Source organism: Stenotrophomonas maltophilia group sp. SKK55, from assembly GCF_057179845.1.
Window position 1 is genome coordinate 12,778 of sequence record NZ_JBXUHP010000005.1, and the last position, 17,885, is coordinate 30,662.

Genomic DNA, 17,885 nt, shown 5'->3' on the forward strand with positions numbered 1-17,885 from the left:
CCCTTTTCATAGAATGGATAGCACAGACATGGCAGATATCTACCAGGACATGGTCCAGCCCCGCGGGGCGGCCTACAGCAGTGACCGCATCAAACCGTGGAGCCACTACCGCGAGCCGATCGACCAGAGCGACGGCCGCCTGCATGGCAACTCCCGCCGGTGGGGCGATGCGACCCCGGAAGTACAGTCACGGGTGATCGACACGATCATCGAGTCGGCGCGCGAGAAGGGCCTGACCCCGCGCGAAACCGCGCACGTACTGGCCATCGCCCGCGTTGAATCGGGCTTCAACCCCGATGCCGCCGCTGGCACCACCTCGGCCTCGGGCCTGGGCCAGTTCATCGACAAGACCGGCAACCACTACCACCTCAACAACCGCAACCGCTTCGACGTCGGCGCACAGTCCGACGCACTGGTTGACCATTACATCGATAACCGCACGCTGGCGCACAAGCGCGGCCAGGGTGAGGAGTACATCTACAAGTACCACCACGACGGTCCGACCCGCGATTACGGCGGCCTCTCCCTGTCTGAAAAGAAGGTGATGCCGTACGTGGACAAGTACGAGCGGTTCGTGGAGCAGCGCCTGGGACTGACCCACGGCCAGTCCCATGGCAGCCACGCGGCCCCCGCCGTAGCTGCGGCCACGCACGCGCAGGCCAAGCCGGCAGCGGTGCATGCCGAAGGCCAGACCCGCACCTTCGAGCAGACGATGCAGGTGATGCTGCCCCCGCAGAACGGGGTCAAGCCGCACATTACCGGTGAGTTCGGCGAACACCGCGCACACAAGCCGCACGGTGGCACCGACTTCAACTATGTCGGCGGCCAGCACGGCCGTAATCTGCAGCACCCGACCGTCAACGCGCCGATCTCCGGAACGGTGACGTTCGTCGGTGGCGACTACGGTACGGTGAAGATCAGGGATGCACAGGGCAACTCGCACGAGATCCTGCACCTGCAGTCGACCCAGGTGAAGGAAGGCCAGCCGATCAAGGCGGGTGAGCCGATCGGTACCATGGGCGGCCGTGGCCCGGGCGGTGCGGGTCAGTATGCCCAGCACGTGCATTACCAGTTGAAGGATCCGCACGGCAAGCTGATCAGCCCGCAGGACTTCTGGGACCACGGCAAGCTGAAGGAAACCGGCAAGGGTGGCCATTCGCATGACGCCGACCACAACGGTGTGCTGCGCCAGGGAGCCAAGGGCGAGGAAGTGACTGCGCTGCAGAAGGAACTCAACCGCCTGGGCGTGCGCGACGGCCAAGGCAACCCGCTGAGCGAGGACGGCAAGTTCGGTGCCAATACCAGGGACGCACTGATCGCCTACCAGAAGCAGCACGGGCTCTCCGCCGATGGCGTGGCGGGTCCGGCGACGCTGGGCAAGCTGGCCGAAGGCCGCAGCCATGCCGAGGCGGCGCCGAAGGGGCCGCAACTGGGCGACAAGGCGCATCCGGATACGCCGCTGCACAATGCGATCCGCGGCCACATGCCGGGCATGATCTGCAACGAGATGAGCGCGCATGTGACCGCCCAGGCCAAGGCCGCCGGCATCGATTCGCCGGAAAAGCTGCAGGGCGTCACCGTGCAGGATGGCAAGGCCTTCGTCGTGGGCACCGTTCCCGGCTTCCGTACTGCGGTGGACATGACCCAGACGGCACCTAGCCTGCAGGAGACCAGCGCTGCAATGCTGGCCAAGCACGAGCCTTCGCAGCAACACGTGCAGGACGAGCAGCAGCGAGTGGCCATGGGCCGTTGACCGCTGCGTGTGAAGAGGTGTGTGGTAAAGGAGGCCGGCCGGAGTAATCCGGCCGGCTTTTCCGTTCATGGGGCAAGGACATACACGGATGCCGTTTCGCATGATGCACAGCACGCCGCCAATGCAAGGCACGGCGTCCACATGAGCCGGGTGCTGCGGTGGCGCAACGCATGGCAGTGGGGAGGGCTGGCACTGCTGCTCTGCCTGTTGCCGCTGCCAGTGCTGGCGGCGGTCCCGATTCCGGCACTGGACGACCCGGTGGTGGACACCGCCAACGCGCTGTCCGCCAGCACCCGCGCAACGCTGCGCGAGCAGGCATTGCAGCTGCAGGCACGCAAAGGCGCGCAACTGCAGGTGCTGGTGGTGCCCAGTGTTGGCGATGACGGCATCGAAGCCTATGCACAGCGTGTCTTCGACCAGTGGCAGCTGGGCCGCGCCGGTGTCGATGACGGAGTGTTGCTGCTGGTGGCGGTGCAGGACAGGCGCGTACGCATCCAGACCGGCTATGGCCTGGAAGGCACCATTCCCGATGCCTATGCCGCGCGCATCATCGACAAAGCCATCGTGCCGCGCCTGCGCGAAGGAGACCTGGACCAGGGCATGCTGGACGGCAGCAAGGTGCTGGTGGCGCTGATCGATGGCGAGCCGCTGCCGCCCGAGCAGGATTCATCCGCACGCAACCTGTTGCCAGCGGATTGGCGCACAGGGGATTCGGTCGTTGCCCTGACGTTGCTGGTGGGGTTCCTGGCCGGTCTGTGGCGATCACCGCCGCGCCTGCTGGCCACCAGGACCGAGGCCGAGTCCAGCGGTAAACGCCGTGAGCGGCGGCGCAAGGCACTGGCAGCCAATGCGGCAATGCCCAGGCCGAATTGGCCGACATTGCCTGCCTGGGGCAGGCCGTTGCTGGTAACGGCAGTGATGGCCGCTGGGTTGGTTTCGGCGACGCTGCTGCTGCCGCGGCATGTGCTGCCTGCGCTGTTCTTCGTGCTGTTACCGGCCGTACCGGTGGCGGCGCTGCTGGGGTGGTGCTGGCGTCGCAGCCGTGGTGTGCGCATCGTGCTGTCCGGCATGTTGGCCATCAGTATCGGTTTCTTCATGGTGATGCTGGTTCGTGGTCAGTTGCCGCCCAGCCTTGCCCTGCACACGTTGCTGAACCTGGCGGTCGCCATTGCCGCCATGCTGGTGTTCTTCCTGGTGCAGGCCGGCCGCGCGCGCTGGCGGAAGAACCGCAACAGCTTCGCCGTGCGCCTGGTGGTGCTGGTGCTGTTGACCGGCGGCTATGCGCTGGGCGCGCTGCTGGCCATCGACCGGGCCAGCGACGAGAACGCACGCGTGTTGGCGACGATCGTGTCCAGCGCAAGCACGCTGTTCCTGTACTTCATCTGGGTGTTCACCCTGCTGCCCGGCGAAAAAGCACGCAGCGGACGAAGGTCGTCCCAAGGCTACCGTTCCTCGTCCAGCACCTCGTCGTCGAGTTCGTCCTCAAGCAGTTCCGGCGGCTGGTCCGGTGGCGGTGGCCGCAGCGGCGGCGGCGGCGCTTCGGGCAGCTGGTAGTTCAGGCCGCCCACACCCGCCAGCCCAGCGCGGCATCGCGCAGTTCGCCGCTGCCGCTCACATCACCCACCTGCAGCTGCACGCCCTGCGCATTGGGCAGGTCCTTCTGCTCGGGGAACCAACGACGGTCGGCGGCGACGATGATCAGCAGGCCCTCGTCGTCGCCCATCGGCGCGAACTGCGGCGACGGCGGGCTGATCGGCTGCAGGCCGAAGCGCTGGCTGGACTGTTCGCGCACCGCATCGACATCGTGGCTGGGCAGGCCAACCTCGCTCAGGCAGGTCAGCTCGCTGCCATGGAACACGCCTTCGCGCGCGCTGGCCGGCAAGCGACGGCGGCCGATCAGTTCAAGGATCAGGCCGTCCGGGCCGGTGAAGTACACCGACTGTGACTGCCAGCTGCTTTCCAGCGCAAAGTAATCCAGGCCCTCAGGATTACGTTGCAGCGGGGTACGTTCGCGCAACCAGGCCATCGCCTCGCCGAAGCGGTTGTCCGGTACGTTGAAGGCCAGGTGCACGCCACCGACGGGGTGATCACCCGCCGCCTGCAGTTCGATCGTGCTCCAGCCGATGTGCACATGGTTGCCGACCACGCGCTGCTGCAGCACATCGTGGAAATACGCGGCGACGGTGGCGACGTCGGACACCGGCAGGGTGAGGTGAAGCAGGCGCATGACCGATTCTCCATGGACGCGCTCACTGTAGCGCTGGGGACTGCCCGGCGGCCACTAGCGCAGTGACTGGTTGAAGAATCGTATTGCGGCGTCCACTGCCTGCGCGTGGGTCTGCGCCTTCGGCACCGACGTCCTGCACAGGTCCTGCAGCCGCCGCTGTCCGGTCGGGGTGCATGCGGCGAGGAAATCGTAATGGCCGACGCCGGGCAGTACCTGCAGTGCAGCGCCCGCAATCACCGCACGCGCAGCTTCGCCATTGCTCTGCGGTGGCGCAACCGTGTCAGCCTCGCCCAGCACGATCGCCACCGGCTGTTCCAGCGAGGAGAGCTGCTCGGGCGCAAAAGCCTGCACGATTGCCGGTGCCAGCAGGAACACCGCGCGCACGCCGGGAAGGGCGCGTGCGTCGTTGGCGTGGGACATCCACGGCGACAGCTCGGGCGACGCCGCAGCGGCAACGCGCGCCTCCATCGTGTGCGTTGCCGCTTCCTGCTGGGGCCGGCAGACGCCGTCATCCGGATGCGCCGTGCAGAAGGCCAGCAGTCGCTGCAGGTCCGGTCGCGCGCCGGCCGCCAACAGTGCGGTGTAGCCGCCGGCCGAGAACCCGGCGACCCCCAGGCGCTCAGGATCGACATGCGGGCCCAGCACCGGATCAGCTTGCACGGCCGCCAGTGCGGCACGCAGGTCATCGGCGCGCAACCAGGTCAGAAGGCTGCCGGGCAGGGTCATGGTGTCAACGCCGTTGTTGCCTGGATGATCCACCGCAATCACCAGATATCCGGCCCGCGCCAGCGCCGTGCCCAGCCAACCCATCATGCGCGCGCTGCCGCCGTTGCCATGCGAGAGCAGCAGGGTCGGCAGGCGATCACCGGCGACCGGCGCATCCTTGGCCGACCGGCCGACGTGGAACAGCGGCGCGTCGGGTGGACCGATGGTCAGCGCGGTTTCCCGGCTGCCTGCAAGTGCCGGATACCAGACCGTGTAGCGCAGCGCGTCGCGGTGCCCTGCGTCGCGCACGGCGGCGCTGGCCAGCGTCGTCGTGCCGTGGCGCTCGCCGGCCACCCCGCTTTCGCGGGCGGCGCCGACGCTCGCGAACGCCAGCAGCATTCCTCCCAGCACAGCAGCGGTCATGCGCATCTTCAACTCCTTGTCAGTGGTGACGTTCTTCCACCGGCAGCCAGATCTCCACGCCGCCCTGGCCGGTGTGCTCGTCGAACCGGGCGTCGTAGCGCTCCAGATCCGGCGCATCGGCAAGGCTCAGGTTGGACGCAGGAAGATAATGATCCAGCAACCAGAACCAGGTCGAGCGGATGGCCGAGATGTGTCCGCCGTGCCAAGCCACCAGGTAGCGGTGCGCCGGGATGTCCACGCGTCGCCAGTGCGCAGGCACGCTCGGCACCGTGCTTGCCGGTAGTGCCGCAATGTAGTCGAAGCTACCATCGTCATCACTGTTGCAGCACACGCCGAAGCTGACCGGTGCCGGCGTCGGCCACTCGCGGTTGAGCTGGGCCCATTGGCCCGGAATCGCGCCGCTGCTGTCGCGGGTATGCCGCATGCCGACGCCTGCCAGCTGGAACGCGGGCGTATCGAGCAGCCGGGGGGCTTCAATGCAGGCTGACGGGGCCTCGTCCAGGCGGATCGCCTGCACCAGCGTCAGCCCATCGGTGCCCTGTTCGCGTACCCGTTCCGGTGTCTGCCCGAACTGTTCGCTGAAGGCACGGGTGAAGGCAGCATGGGTGGTGTAGCCGGCCCCCAGCGCCACCTGCAGGATGTCGCCGGCGCCGTTGGCCAACTGCTGCGCGGCAGCGGTCAGGCGGCGCCCGCGCAGGTAGCGCACCACCGAGGTGCCGGTGCGGGCCTGGAACAGGCGCGACAGATGGAATGGCGACAGGCCCGCCGCAGCGGCAATGTCGGCCAGCGCCAGTGGCTGGTCCGCGTGGGTTTCGATGTACCACAACGCCTTGCCTGCCGCGCTCATCCTGCCGTTCCTTGAATCCGATGCTGGGCACAGTAGCGGATCGGCAGGCGCGGCGTTTAGCAGTTCTTGCGCCTCTGCGGATTCAAGCTGTCGCACTGACGTCATGCCTCGTTCACAGATCGCGCCGAGACTGCGCGCCTTGTCCAGGCCTGCGATATCCCTGCAGGTGCTGGCCCTGTCGCGCCCTCCCGGAGCCCTGCCGTGCATCGTTCGAAGCTTTCGCGTTCCATCCTCCTTGCCCTTTGCATGGCCAGCGCAGGAGGCGCGATCGCAGCGGAGGCCGATGCGGTCGATGCCGCAGGCGGCAGCCGCGCCGCACCCACCCAGCTCGATGCGATGCTGGTCACCGGTACCCGCGCGTCCAACCGCACCCAGTTCGAAACGCTGGCGCCGGTGGACGTGTTCACCAAGGAAGACATCAGGTCCGTCGAATCCACCGACCTGAAGGACGTGCTGGCGCAGCTGGTGCCATCATTCGTGGTGCAGCGCCTGCCGATGGCGGACGGCCAGGTGTTCGTGCGTCCGGCCACCCTGCGTGGCCTGTCGCCGGACCAGACCCTGGTGCTGGTCAACGGTCGCCGCTTCCATCGCAGCGCGCTGCTCGGCAACCGCGGTGCGCAGGCCGCTGATCTGGCACAGATTCCCACCAGTGCGATCAAGCGCATCGAGGTGCTGCGCGATGGTGCGTCGGCGCAGTACGGCTCGGATGCCATCGCCGGTGTCATCAACATCATCCTCGAGGATGGCCCGGGTAGCGAGATCACCGCCGGCTATTCGCAGTACGCGCAGGGCGACGGTGCCTCGCGCGATTTCAGTGCGCGCACCGGTTGGTCGCTGGGCGACTATGGCAGCCTGGTGCTGTTCGCCGAATCGTCCAACTCTGACGCTACCTCGCGCACGCGCCAGCGCCCGGATGCGATCGCCTTCCAGGCTGCACATCCGGAGCTGGAGGTGCCCAATCCGGTGCAGCGCTGGGGCCAGCCGGAACTGGAAAGCCGCCGCGTCGGCTTCAACGTGAAGGCCCATGCCAACGAGACGCTGGAGCTGTATGCGTTCGGCCTGTACAGCCACAGCGATGGCGTCAGTGATTTCAACTGGCGCAACCCGGATACCACCACCGGCGCCTATCGCACCACCACCATCTTCCCCGGCTGGAACCTGCGCTCGCTGTATCCGGTCGGCTTCAGCCCGCAGTACGGCAACGTCCAGAACGACCTGCAGCTGGTCGGTGGCCTGCGTGGCGAGATCACGCCGAAGCTGCGCTGGGATGTCAGCGCCTCGTATGGCCGCAACGCCATCGACTACAGCCTGAAGAACTCCATCAACGCTTCGCTCGGCCCGGCCAGCCCGACCGCGTTCGATCTTGGCCGCCTGACCCAGACCGAGAAGAACGCCAACGCAGACTTCAGCTACGAGTGGGACGTGGCCGCGCTGTCCCAGCCGGTCAACGTCGCCTTCGGTGGCGAGTTCCGCCAGGAGACCTACCAGGTGCGTGCCGGTGACCCGGCCTCGTACGCGGTGGGTGCGGGCGCGGCCGCGGGCCTGGAGGCCAATTCCAACGGCGCTCCGGGTTTCTCGGCCAGCCAGGCCGGGCAGTGGAGCCAGCGCAGCAAGGCGGCCTACGTGGATATGGAAGTGCCGCTTGGCGAGCGCTGGAGCATCGGTGCGGCCAGCCGCTACGAGGACTTCTCCAGCTTCGGCAGCACGCTGGACGGCAAGCTCTCGGCGCGCTTCGCGATCACCCCGGACGTGGCCCTGCGCGGCACCTTGTCCAGCGGCTTCCGTGCGCCGACGCCGGCGCAGCTCAATACCACCAGCACCACCCAGGGGTTGGATACGCGCACGCTGCAGATCTTCACCAGTGGCCGTCTGTCGCCGAACGATCCGCTGGCGCAGCTGCTCGGCGCCAGGCCGCTGAAGCCGGAAGAATCGCGTACCGCGTCGCTGGGCCTGACCTGGCGCACCGACCTGGGCCTGTCCGGCTCGGTGGATGTCTACCAGATCAAGCTCAGCGACCGCTTCAGCCAGTCGGCCAGTTTCGCCATTCCGGCCGGTACGCCCAATCCGCTGGGCTATACCTCGGTGAACTATTTCACCAACGACTTCGATACCACCACCACCGGCGTGGACGTGGTCGGCAACTACCTGCGCGACCTCGGCGCCGGCCGCATGACGCTGACCCTGGCCTACAACTACAACCGCACCCGCGTGGACAACGGCAGCACCTCGGTGGCCACCAACGAAACCCAGCGCGTGCTGTTCGAGGATCGCCTGCCCGAGCACAAGGGCAGCCTGACCGGGAGCTGGGACATCGGCGCCTGGTCGCTGATGGCACGCATGCGCTACTACGGCGCCTGGACCGATTCCAGCGGCAATGCAGTGGGCGATATCTACCAGCGCTTCGGCGCGATGAGCTTCCTCGACCTGGCCGTCGGCTATCGCATCAACGAACATCACAGCCTGCGCGTCGGTGCCGACAACGTATTCGACCGCTACCCGGATGAGGCCACGTTCCAGGCCAGCCGCGGCCTGGTCTACTCGCGCAACGCGCCGTACGACACCGACGGCGCCAACCTGTACGCACAGTACCGGCTGAGCTTCTGATGGACCCGGCCCGCCGCTCCCTGTTGCGTGCCGGCGCCTTGCTGCCGGCCGCAGCCGCACTTTCTTCACCGCCGGCCATGGCTGCCACGCGTTACGCTGCGTCCATGCAGATTCCCGCAACGACCGTGGTGCCGGACGTGCTGGCCCGCGATGAAAACTACTGGGCCGCCGTGGCCAGCCACTTCGACATCAGCGACGAAGTGAACCATCTGGAGAACGGCTATTGGGGCGCGATGGGCCGCGAGACGCTGGCCAGCTACCAGCGCCACACCGCTGAAGTGAACCGAGGCAATGCCTGGTATGGTCGCCGTGAGTTCCCGGCGCAGTACATGGCGGTGCAGCGGCAGGTGGCCGAACTGCTGGGCGTGAGCGCCGAAGAGATCGCACTTACCCGCGGTGCCACCGAGGCGATGCTGGCGCTGATCGGCGGCTACAACCGCCTGCAGCCTGGCGACCAGGTGCTGTACGCCGACATCGACTACGACAGCATGATCGGCGCGATGCGCTGGCTGCAGCAGCGCCGCGGCGTGCAGGTCGAGCGCATCGCGCTGCCGGCCGTGCCCGACCATGCGCAGATCCTGCAGGCCTACGAGGCCGCGTTCGCGCGGCTGCCACGCCTGAAACTGGTGCTGCTGACCCAGGTCAGCCATCGCCATGGACTGGTGCTGCCGGTGGCCGAAATCGCCGAACGTGCGCGGGCACGCGGCATCGACGTGATCGTTGATGCAGCACACGGGTTTGGCCAGATCGACTACGCGGTGCCGCAGCTCAAGGCCGACTTCGTTGGCATCAACCTGCACAAGTGGATCGGTGCACCGGTCGGCGTCGGCGCGATGTATGTGCGCAAGGGCCGCGTTGCGGACCTCGACCCGTACATGGGCGAGACCGACGATGGCCGCGTGGGCAGCCGTGTGCACACCGGTACGGTCAACTTCGCCGCTTACCTGGCGCTGCCGGAAGCGATCGCGCTGCACCAGCGCATCGGCGCGGCCAACAAGCAGGCGCGCCTGCGCTACCTGCGCGAGCGCTGGACCGTGCCTGCGCGGCAGATGGCGCATATCGAAGTGCTGTCTTCGCCGGACCCGGCGCTGGCCAGCGCATTGGCCAGCTTCCGCCTGCGCGGCCACACCTCGGTAGAACAGAATCAGGCACTGCAGAAGCGCCTGCTGGATGAGCATCGGATCTTCACCACCCATCGCGATGGCCTGGAGTCGGGCGCCTGCGTGCGGGTGACACCGTCGGTGTTCACCCGGCCGGCGCAGATGGATGCGCTGGTGCAGGCGCTGGTGGCATTGGGGTAGTGCCGGCCGCTGGCCGGCAACCTCATGATCCGTGCATGCCGTTGCCGGCCAGCGGCCGGCACTACCAGGCCTATCGCTCGATCGCCGGCAGCGCGTCCGACAACAACAACCGGTCAATCCGCCGCAACGCGCTCTCCAGCTGCCGGCGATCCGCCGCCAGCCCCAACGACAGCCGCACGCCGTGCTGATGCAGCACCCCCGCAGGGCAGAACGCCGATGAAGGAGCGATGGCCAGCCCTTGCAGCTGCGCGGTACGTACCAGCGTAGCGTCGGTCCGCGCTGACCCTGCCGCTGCAGCGGCGCGAGGCGCTGGCGCGTGTACTGGAGAGCGAAGGCCTGCTGGCGATCGAGGATGATCCGTACTGGCCTTGGTGATCCTGTTCATCGTCGTCGCGCTGTCGGTCTGGATCATCTGGAGCATGCACTACCACATGATGATCAACTGAGCCTGCGAACCATGAAAGGCATTGCGTTCCCCCATCGTGGCCTGCGCCTGGCCACAGGCCTGCTGCTCGGCCTGCTGGCCGGCTGCAGTGCGCAGTCGCGCATGGACTTCTACTCCAAGGACATCGCCTGCGAAGAGCTCGGCCAGCAGTGGTCGATGCCCGACAGCCACGGCACCGTGCGTAGCCTGAAGGACCTGCAGGGGCAGGTGACCTATCTGTTCTTCGGTTTCACCAGCTGCCCGGACGTGTGCCCGACCACGATGGTCGAGCTGAGCCAGGTCAAGCACCTGATGGGCAAGGATGCCGATCAGCTGCAGGTGGTGTTCGTCAGCGTCGACCCGGCCCGCGACACGCCGGAGGTTGCACGCACCTATGTGGAAGCGTTCGATCCCAAGGCAATCGCGCTGGTCGGCAACGAAGCGCAGCTGGCGGCGATGGCCAGCGACTTCAAGGCGTTCTACGAAAAGGAACCCGGCCCGGTGCCGGAGACCTACACGATGAGCCACATCGCCGGTGGCTACGTGTTCGACCGCCAGGGCCGCCTGCGCCTGTTCGCGCCATACGGCATGCCGGTGGAAAAGCTGTTCTCGGACGTGCAGCGCCTGCTGCTCGAACCCGGCCACCCGGCCGCCGGCAACGACGCACTGGCGAGCTGCCACCTCAAGCACAGCGGCACACTCGCCGCGCGCTGACGCCGGTGGGTTCCGACCACTGCTCCCGGTGGGGGCCAACCTTGGTTGGCACAGCTGTAGAGCCGAGCCCATGCTCGGCTCAACGCGACACGCGCGCGCCGCGCAGACAGCAGCCGAGCATCGGCTCGGCTCTACATGCTCGCCGCCCCTCGCAGGACCAATCCCCCGGCCGGCCAGGAGAGCCAACCGGCCAGGGGCACCACTCAACGCCTTACTTGGTCTCTTCCCACTGCACCACGTCCGGCTCGGTCGCGCGGATACCGGCGGTGGACAGCAGCCTGGTGGTCGCATCCAGCGCCGCGTTCACCGACGGGTACTCCACGATGGCCTGGCCCGACGCCCTGGAGACCTTCACCACGGTACCGCCAGTGGCGGCGGCTGCGCGCTGGGCCGAGGCCGCATCGGTGAAGAACACCTTGACCCGCGACGTCGCCACCACCGGCGCGCCGTCACGGGAGACCGCCGCCGCGAACTTGCCGGCGCCGGCATCGGCAGGTGCCGCCGTTGCGCCATCCAGCGAACGCTTGGTACGCGCGCTGGTGGTCGCCGCCGTCTGCGGGGTGATCGTGAACTGGCCGCCGCTGGCCTGCTTCACGGTGGCCGAGGGGGACAGTTGGAAACGCGTGCCGCCCACATCGAACGTGCGGCCGGTAGCGGAGGCCTTCAGTTCCTGCGCATCCACGGTCGACAGGGTCCTGGCTGGAGGGGTCTGCCCCGAGCTCTGCGCCCAGGCAGGGGAGGTCATCGCCGCGAAGGCGAGCGTGCTCAACAGAATGGTGGTCTTCATCATCAGTGCCCCAGAACGCGGATCTTGAAGAATTCGAGGTTGCCGCGCGATGCTGCGGTCGCGGCCTGCCCCATGTCGGTCACTTCCAGCGTCCAGGTGCCGCTGGCATTCTCATCCAGGAAGGCATTGCTGGACAGCAGGTCCCAGCTGGTGAAGTTGCTCTGCGCGCCACCCGTGCCTGAACCGATCGCGGTGAACGCCGGTTGCACCACGCTGCGGGTGCCGCTGGGCGACACCAGCACGAACTGCAGCTGGCGCGTGTTGCGGTGGTTGACCCGGAAGCCCAGCTGCACGCTTTCGATGTTGCGCGCGCCGTTGGCCAACTGGAAGGTCAGGCGTGCGGCGGCAGCCGAGGTGTTGCCGATGGCCACGGTACGCGTCGTGTTGCGCCAGCCACTGTCGACCAGCGGGCCCAGCGACTGGAAGTTCTCAGCGACCTGCACTGCACGCGCAGCGTTGACCACGCCGAAGCCATACCAGTTGCTGTAGGCACGGCCGGCAGCATTCACCGTCCAGCCCGGCACCAGCGTGCGCCCGTCGGCCAGCGTCACCGCCGGCTGGTTCGGGTGGTTGCGGGTGGCGGTGGTGGCCAGGATGTACTTCACATCGCGATAGGACAGGTTCGGATTGGCCTCCAGCACCAGTGCCGCCACGCCCGACACCATCGGCGCCGACGCCGAGGTGCCGTTCATCTTGGCGGTGTAGTTGCAGGTGCTGTCGATGGCCGACAGATTGCTGTCCAGGGTGTTCTGGCGGTTGGTGTTCTTGTTGCTGCCCTGCGCGCACCCGGTCACGTCGGTGGTGACGATGGCCGGGTCGTACGCGCGCGCCACCAGGCCGGGCGCAAACTGTGCCTGCAGGCCGTACTCACCACCAAAGGCCGACACCCACAGGGCCGAGCCGGTGGAGGAGTAAGACGAGCGCACGCCATCGGCGCGCACCGCGCCTACCGTGATCACGTTGAACAGGTTGTTGCGCGGATCACGGCCGGCCGGCACGCAGCCGGTGTTGCGGTTCTTGGTGTCGGTGGTGCAGACATCCTGGGTCTGGCTGATCGAGGCATTGTTGAAGTTGTTGCCCGCCGACTTCACGTAGATGCCGCCGCGGCCACCGCGCGTCCCCGACAGTGCCTGCTCATACGAACGAATCGTGTTTTCGCTGTACGCCAGCGGCAGGTTCGGATTGCCCGGGCCGGCGCCCCAGCTGTTGTTGAACACCTGCACGTCGGCCGATTCCGCGCCGTCCCACCAGGCGTACTCGATGTTGCTCTGCTGGTTGCCCAGGGCTGAGCGCGAAATCGGGTTGAAACCCTTCAGCGTCGCCGCCGGGGCCACGCCGCGCACGCCCAGGTTGTTGGCGCCCACCGCACCGGCGATGCCGCCGACCATGGTGCCGTGGTTGTCGACATCGGGATTGGTCGGGGTGGGGTTGTTCGAGCCATTGGTGAAGTTCTTGCCGGCTACAGCGGCCACGTTGGCCGCCAGGTCCGGATGCGCGATCTGCAGGCCGTCGTCGACGATGGCGATGGTGACGCCCTGGCCACGGATGCCATTGCGGAACAGGCCATCCACGTTCAGATCGTTGCCGGCCACCGGCAGCGTGTCGGCCGGGACGGTCTGCCCGGTGTTGAGCAGGTGCCACTGGATTGCCGCCAGTGGATCGGCCTGTTGGGCCTGGGCGGTGACGGCCAGGCTGCCCAGCACCAGGGCAGTGGCGAGGGCCAGGCGCGCGGAGCGCGGTGGCGCGGTGCGTTGCGTGTGTCGCTTCATACACGAATCCTTCTGTTGTGAATCGGCATGGCAGGACGGCGGGGCGGAACTGCCCCATCGCAACGAGCCAAACGCGACACAACGAACAACCCCCTACCTCTTCACACCCGCAATGTGCGAATGTGCCAATTGCGTCACAAACACTTAGTACGTCAAGTTATGACGGGGCACTCGAATGCCTTCACGCCATCATCGCGTGCTTGCTTCGAGGTACGGGAAACGTGGGTAATCGCATGCAGGTGAAGTCACACATGAAGAAGGCACGCCAGCGTGCCCGTGCACGCGCGGACCAGACTCCGCTCTCGGTTGCCGTCATCCGCAAGGTGGTGCTGTCGATGTACCACCGTCGCCATGATTACTGGACCGATGCGGATATCGCCGAGCTGCTGCCGGCGCTCGCCACATTCAATATCACCACGATCAAACAGTTGCGCTTGCTGATGAAGCGGCACCGACGCACGCTGCTGCAGGAGGAAAGAGTGAAGATGCGTAGGGCGCAGACACTGCACCTGCTGGCTGAGGATGGTCCCTGTGGCATCGATGTGCACGCCAATACCAGCTACTACGCCATCGGCGGCCTGGTCCGCACCAGCATGGAACACGAATTCGGCTTCGAGACGATGCTGCCCTTCCACGAGGTGCGCGAGGACGAGCCCGCGTAGTGCGGTGCCTGCCCGGTGGGTGCGGCAGCCCTGCCGGGGCATCATCGCGTGCCCTCACATCGCGCTGTGCTACTACAGCCCGTGCACCCTTCCGCACGGAGCACGATGATGGTCAATCCGCTCGCCCAGGCCCATCGCGGCCTCGGCACCACGCTGTTCAGCCTGTTGAACCCGATACCCTTCGGTTTCTTCGTCGGCGCACTGATCTTCGACGCGATCTACCTCAACAGCGCCGAGGTGATGTGGGGCAAGGCAGCCGCCTGGCTGATCACCTTCGGCCTGCTGATCGCCATCGTGCCGCGCCTGATCAACCTGTTCGCGGTCTGGCGCCGCAACGGCACGGCCACCCGCATCGACCGCATCGACTTCTTCCTCAACCTGGTCGCGGTGGTGCTGGCCATCTGGAATGCCTTCGTGCACAGCCGTGATGCGTATGCCATTGCAGTGCCGGGCACGATCCTGTCGGCGCTGACCGTGGCCCTGATCGCCCTGGGCCTGATCCTGCTGTCACTGCAGCCGCCGCTGCTGCAGGGAGGTCGTCATGGCTAAGCACATCCTGCCCACCGTGGGCGCCCTGGCACTGGCCGTGATGCTGTCGGCCTGTGCCGGCAAGGCCGAGTACCACCCGGCCGACCAGTCGGGACCGCAACCGCCACTGCCCAAGCCGGCCAACTTCCTGATGCCGCCGATGCAGGTGCCCAAGGGCGTCGGCTGGGCTGATGGACAGACCCCCACGGTGGCCGAGGGCCTGAAGATCGAACGCATCGCCGCCAACCTGCAGCATCCGCGGCGGCTGCTGACCCTGCCCAATGGCGATGTACTGGTGGTGGAGGGCAACGGCCCCGGCGAAGAACCGGTCACCACGCCCAAGCAGTGGATCGCCGGCAAGGTGAAGGCGCGCTCGGGCAAGGCCGGCAAGGGCGGCAACCGGGTCACCCTGCTGCGCCGCTCGCCGGGAACGAACACCTGGACCCAGCATGTCTACATCCAGGGCCTGCATTCGCCGTTCGGCATCCAGCTGATCGGCGACACGCTGTACGTGGCCAACACCGGCAACATCATGCAGTACCACTACGTGCCCGGCGAAACCCGCATGTCGGACAAGGGCCGCGAGTTCACCGACCTGCCCAGCACCATCAACCATCACTGGACCAAGGAACTGCTGGCCAGCCGCGATGGCCGCAAGCTGTACGTGGGCGTGGGTTCCAACAGCAACATCACCGAGAATGGCCTGGCCGTCGAATACCGCCGGGCGGTGGTACTGGAAGTGGACGTGGCCATCCGTGGCAGCCGCATCTTTGCGTCGGGCATCCGCAACCCGACCGGGCTGGACTGGGAGCCGAGCACCGGGAAGCTGTGGGCGGTAGCAAACGAACGCGACGAGATCGGTGCCGACCTGGTGCCGGACTACCTCACCTCGGTGAAGGAAGATGGCTTCTACGGCTGGCCCTACAGCTACTACGGCCAGCACGTGGACGAGCGCGTGCAGCCGCAGCGGCCGGACCTGGTGGCCAAGGCGATCGTGCCGGACTACGCCATCGGCTCGCACGTGGCACCGCTGGGCCTGCTGTTCTACACCGGCCAGGCACTGCCGGCCCAGTACCACGGCGGCGCTTTCATCGGCGAGCACGGCAGCTGGGATCGTTCACCACTGAGCGGCTACGAAGTGGTCTACGTACCGTTCAAGGACGGCAAGCCGACCGGGCGCCCGCAGACCGTGGTGAGCGGCTTTGCCTCAAAGGACGAGAAGACGCTGATGGGCGCACCGGTGGGCATGGCCATGGACGCCGAAGGCGCGCTGCTGGTCGCCGACGACGTGGGCGACGTGGTGTGGCGGGTGTCGGCCAAGTAGTTCTGTAGAGCCGAGCCCATGCTCGGCTTACGCGCGCAGCGCGGGGTTTCCGCGTACAGGTTGAAGAGCAGCCGAGCGTGGGCTCGGCTCTACAGTTCCGCGGTACTGCTGCGGAACCCGCTGAACACCGATTCCGCAGCAAACCCCACGCCGCCCAGCAGCACGCCGAAATACACCACCGTGGCCACCACGAAGCCATAACCGGCCGCCACCGCCGCGCCATCGCGCTGGATGAAACCGATGGCGAAGGACATCAGCGCCAGCGCCGGCAGCGTGTTGCTGAAGGGTATCGGCCCGGCCGGCGCCATCAGCAGCAGGGTCGCGAACACCAGCATCAGGTTGTTCAGGCGCATCATCTTCTTCGAGCGCACCATCACCGCCAGCCGCATCGGCCGCGACAGCCGCTCCATGCGGTGCACCCATTTCAGCGCACGGCCGAGGTTGGTCTTCAGCTTGTCGGTGGCGATCTCGCGGCGGGCCAGCTTCTGTGGCACCCACAGCGGGCGGTTGCGCACCCGGCTCAGGCCGATCAGCAGGATCGAGGCGCCAAACACCGTACTCAGCCCGGGAATCGACACCGGAATGATGAAGATGGCTGAGAGCAGGATCACGATCAGCAGCAGGCCCTCATCGCCCAGCGCGCTGAGCAGGGTGCCGACGCGCACCTGGTCGCCGGGCAGCTCGTCGATCATCTGCTCGATCTGCTGGGCCAGGGGCGCGCTGTCATTGGTTTCGGGGGCACGGTAGGTCATGCGTCGCAAGATTCTCCAGGGAAGGGCGGTCAACGGGCCGTCCTGCGGTGGGGGACGCACAGGCTGCCGCAGTATCCCGGCCAACGTGGGCAAAGAGGTGAACCGGGCATGAGGGGGTAAACTGGCGTGCCCCGCACGAGTTGAACGCAATGGACATGGGCCGCCGGCAATCGACCATCGAACTGGTCGCCATCGACATGGATGGCACGCTGCTGGACACGTCGCACCAGCTCACCGCACGCGCTCGGCAGGCCATCGCGCAGGCGCGCGCACTGGGCGTGCACATCGTGCTGACCAGTGGCCGCCCGGTCCCCGGCCTGGCGCCGTACCTGCACGAGCTCGGCATCAACGGCAACGACGACTACTGCATCGCCTGCAATGGCGGCCTGGTGCAGCGCATCGGCACGCGCGAAACCGTGGTCGAGTATCCGCTCAGCTTCGACGACTTCCTGTTCTGCGAGCAGGTCGCCCGCGACCTGGGCGTGCACTTCCAGGCGCTGGACAGCCGGCGCATGTACACGCCCAACCAGGACATCAGCTACTACACCGTGGCCGACTCGCATCTCTCGCGGATGCCGCTGTCGTATCGTCGCGTGGAGGACATGGACCCATCGATGTCCTTCATCAAGCTGATGATGATCGACGCGCCGGACGTGCTGGATGCCGCCATCGCGCGCCTGCCGAGCGAACTGACCGAGCGCTTCGCGGTACTGAAGAGCGCGCCGTTCTTCCTGGAAGTGTTCGACCACCGCGCCGGCAAGGGACCGAGCCTGCAGAAGCTGGCCGAGCACCTGGGCATCGACCGCGCCAATGTGATGGCCATCGGTGACCAGGAGAACGACCTGACCATGCTGCAGTACGCCGGCACCAGCGTGGCGATGGGCAATGCCATCGACGCGGTGAAGGCGGTGGCGCGGTTCGAGACCACCAGCAATGCCGATGAGGGCGTGGCGCGCGCGATCGAGCGTTTCGTTCTGCAGTAACCGCGCGTCCAGTTGCCCAGGTAGGTGCCAACCTTGGTTGGCACACACAAACGGCAAGCGCCGACCAAGGCTATACCCGCGT

The 17,885-nt window shown here is 66.9% G+C and carries 15 protein-coding genes and 1 pseudogene; 9 read left to right on the forward strand and 7 right to left on the reverse strand.

What is annotated here, in order from left to right; all coding sequences use genetic code 11:
• Positions 1-28 precede the first annotated feature (28 nt).
• Complete coding sequence (locus tag AC2A1N_RS03030) at positions 29-1,753, forward strand: peptidoglycan-binding protein (RefSeq protein WP_484371467.1); 1,725 nt, start codon at positions 29-31, stop codon at positions 1,751-1,753.
• Between the two features lie 141 nt (positions 1,754-1,894).
• Entirely contained in the window at positions 1,895-3,307 is a 1,413-nt protein-coding gene (locus tag AC2A1N_RS03035) for a TPM domain-containing protein (RefSeq protein WP_484371469.1), read from the forward strand.
• 1 nt (position 3,308) lies between these two features.
• Here AC2A1N_RS03035 and AC2A1N_RS03040 read toward each other — a convergent pair whose 3' ends face one another.
• From AC2A1N_RS03040 to AC2A1N_RS03050, 3 genes are read right to left on the reverse strand one after another with little or no spacing between them, the layout of a single operon-like run.
• Positions 3,309-3,980, reverse strand: a complete 672-nt coding sequence (locus AC2A1N_RS03040) for a VOC family protein (protein ID WP_072167984.1) — start codon at positions 3,978-3,980, stop codon at positions 3,309-3,311.
• A 54-nt stretch (positions 3,981-4,034) separates the two neighbouring features.
• On the reverse strand, positions 4,035-5,114 hold the full coding sequence (locus tag AC2A1N_RS03045) for an alpha/beta hydrolase family protein (RefSeq protein ID WP_061479735.1): 1,080 nt from the start codon (positions 5,112-5,114) through the stop codon (positions 4,035-4,037).
• A gap of 13 nt (positions 5,115-5,127) precedes the next feature.
• Positions 5,128-5,955, reverse strand: a complete 828-nt coding sequence (locus tag AC2A1N_RS03050) for an AraC family transcriptional regulator (RefSeq protein WP_061479734.1) — start codon at positions 5,953-5,955, stop codon at positions 5,128-5,130.
• 201 nt (positions 5,956-6,156) lie between these two features.
• Between AC2A1N_RS03050 and AC2A1N_RS03055 the strand changes: the two genes are divergently transcribed.
• Both AC2A1N_RS03055 and AC2A1N_RS03060 read left to right on the forward strand, forming a co-directional pair.
• On the forward strand, positions 6,157-8,559 hold the full coding sequence (locus tag AC2A1N_RS03055) for a TonB-dependent receptor plug domain-containing protein (RefSeq protein WP_484371472.1): 2,403 nt from the start codon (positions 6,157-6,159) through the stop codon (positions 8,557-8,559).
• Entirely contained in the window at positions 8,559-9,860 is a 1,302-nt protein-coding gene (locus AC2A1N_RS03060; protein WP_484371474.1) for an aminotransferase class V-fold PLP-dependent enzyme, read from the forward strand. The genes AC2A1N_RS03055 and AC2A1N_RS03060 overlap by 1 nt, the downstream gene beginning before the upstream one ends.
• Positions 9,861-9,930: 70 nt before the next feature.
• Here the strand turns inward: AC2A1N_RS03060 and AC2A1N_RS03065 are convergent.
• Positions 9,931-10,134: pseudogene (locus AC2A1N_RS03065) on the reverse strand (PLP-dependent aminotransferase family protein); the annotation flags it as partial.
• Between the two features lie 183 nt (positions 10,135-10,317).
• Between AC2A1N_RS03065 and AC2A1N_RS03070 the strand changes: the two are divergent.
• On the forward strand, positions 10,318-10,998 hold the full coding sequence (locus AC2A1N_RS03070) for an SCO family protein (protein WP_242893079.1): 681 nt from the start codon (positions 10,318-10,320) through the stop codon (positions 10,996-10,998).
• Positions 10,999-11,209: 211 nt separating this feature from the next.
• Here the strand turns inward: AC2A1N_RS03070 and AC2A1N_RS03075 are convergent, their stop codons facing one another.
• Together AC2A1N_RS03075 and AC2A1N_RS03080 are read right to left on the reverse strand one after the other, a co-directional pair.
• Positions 11,210-11,788, reverse strand: a complete 579-nt coding sequence (locus tag AC2A1N_RS03075; protein WP_343235621.1) for a DNA breaking-rejoining protein — start codon at positions 11,786-11,788, stop codon at positions 11,210-11,212.
• A complete protein-coding gene (locus tag AC2A1N_RS03080; RefSeq protein WP_061479727.1) occupies positions 11,788-13,554 on the reverse strand; it encodes a S8 family serine peptidase in 1,767 nt (588 codons plus the stop codon). Before AC2A1N_RS03080 ends, AC2A1N_RS03075 begins: the two co-directional genes overlap by 1 nt.
• A gap of 251 nt (positions 13,555-13,805) precedes the next feature.
• Here AC2A1N_RS03080 and AC2A1N_RS03085 point away from each other — a divergent pair, with 251 nt between their 5' ends.
• The 3 genes from AC2A1N_RS03085 (at position 13,806) to AC2A1N_RS03095 (ending at position 16,068) form a co-directional block, all read left to right on the forward strand.
• Positions 13,806-14,216, forward strand: a complete 411-nt coding sequence (locus tag AC2A1N_RS03085) for a hypothetical protein (RefSeq protein ID WP_229298491.1) — start codon at positions 13,806-13,808, stop codon at positions 14,214-14,216.
• Between the two features lie 108 nt (positions 14,217-14,324).
• Positions 14,325-14,765: a DUF2231 domain-containing protein gene (locus tag AC2A1N_RS03090; protein WP_180870368.1), complete on the forward strand. Its 441-nt coding sequence runs from the start codon at positions 14,325-14,327 to the stop codon at positions 14,763-14,765.
• Complete coding sequence (locus tag AC2A1N_RS03095; RefSeq protein ID WP_242893072.1) at positions 14,758-16,068, forward strand: PQQ-dependent sugar dehydrogenase; 1,311 nt, start codon at positions 14,758-14,760, stop codon at positions 16,066-16,068. The genes AC2A1N_RS03090 and AC2A1N_RS03095 overlap by 8 nt, the downstream gene beginning before the upstream one ends.
• 89 nt (positions 16,069-16,157) lie before the next feature.
• Here AC2A1N_RS03095 and AC2A1N_RS03100 read toward each other — a convergent pair whose 3' ends face one another.
• Positions 16,158-16,820: an exopolysaccharide biosynthesis protein gene (locus tag AC2A1N_RS03100; RefSeq protein WP_242893069.1), complete on the reverse strand. Its 663-nt coding sequence runs from the start codon at positions 16,818-16,820 to the stop codon at positions 16,158-16,160.
• A 149-nt stretch (positions 16,821-16,969) separates the two neighbouring features.
• Here AC2A1N_RS03100 and yidA point away from each other — a divergent pair, with 149 nt between their 5' ends.
• On the forward strand, positions 16,970-17,803 hold the full coding sequence (gene yidA / locus AC2A1N_RS03105; RefSeq protein ID WP_021201951.1) for a sugar-phosphatase: 834 nt from the start codon (positions 16,970-16,972) through the stop codon (positions 17,801-17,803).
• Positions 17,804-17,885: the final 82 nt, after the last annotated feature.

Coding starts and splice junctions, on each gene's coding strand:
- AC2A1N_RS03090 (WP_180870368.1), top strand. CDS start 14,325: ATGGTCAATCCGCTCGCCCAGGCCCATCGCGGCCTCGGCACCACGCTG.
- AC2A1N_RS03040 (WP_072167984.1), bottom strand. CDS start 3,980: ATGCGCCTGCTTCACCTCACCCTGCCGGTGTCCGACGTCGCCACCGTC.
- AC2A1N_RS03045 (WP_061479735.1), bottom strand. CDS start 5,114: ATGCGCATGACCGCTGCTGTGCTGGGAGGAATGCTGCTGGCGTTCGCG.
- AC2A1N_RS03030 (WP_484371467.1), top strand. CDS start 29: ATGGCAGATATCTACCAGGACATGGTCCAGCCCCGCGGGGCGGCCTAC.
- AC2A1N_RS03060 (WP_484371474.1), top strand. CDS start 8,559: ATGGACCCGGCCCGCCGCTCCCTGTTGCGTGCCGGCGCCTTGCTGCCG.
- AC2A1N_RS03050 (WP_061479734.1), bottom strand. CDS start 5,955: ATGAGCGCGGCAGGCAAGGCGTTGTGGTACATCGAAACCCACGCGGAC.
- AC2A1N_RS03075 (WP_343235621.1), bottom strand. CDS start 11,788: ATGATGAAGACCACCATTCTGTTGAGCACGCTCGCCTTCGCGGCGATG.
- yidA (WP_021201951.1), top strand. CDS start 16,970: ATGGACATGGGCCGCCGGCAATCGACCATCGAACTGGTCGCCATCGAC.
- AC2A1N_RS03095 (WP_242893072.1), top strand. CDS start 14,758: ATGGCTAAGCACATCCTGCCCACCGTGGGCGCCCTGGCACTGGCCGTG.
- AC2A1N_RS03080 (WP_061479727.1), bottom strand. CDS start 13,554: ATGAAGCGACACACGCAACGCACCGCGCCACCGCGCTCCGCGCGCCTG.
- AC2A1N_RS03085 (WP_229298491.1), top strand. CDS start 13,806: ATGAAGAAGGCACGCCAGCGTGCCCGTGCACGCGCGGACCAGACTCCG.
- AC2A1N_RS03035 (WP_484371469.1), top strand. CDS start 1,895: ATGAGCCGGGTGCTGCGGTGGCGCAACGCATGGCAGTGGGGAGGGCTG.
- AC2A1N_RS03070 (WP_242893079.1), top strand. CDS start 10,318: ATGAAAGGCATTGCGTTCCCCCATCGTGGCCTGCGCCTGGCCACAGGC.
- AC2A1N_RS03100 (WP_242893069.1), bottom strand. CDS start 16,820: ATGACCTACCGTGCCCCCGAAACCAATGACAGCGCGCCCCTGGCCCAG.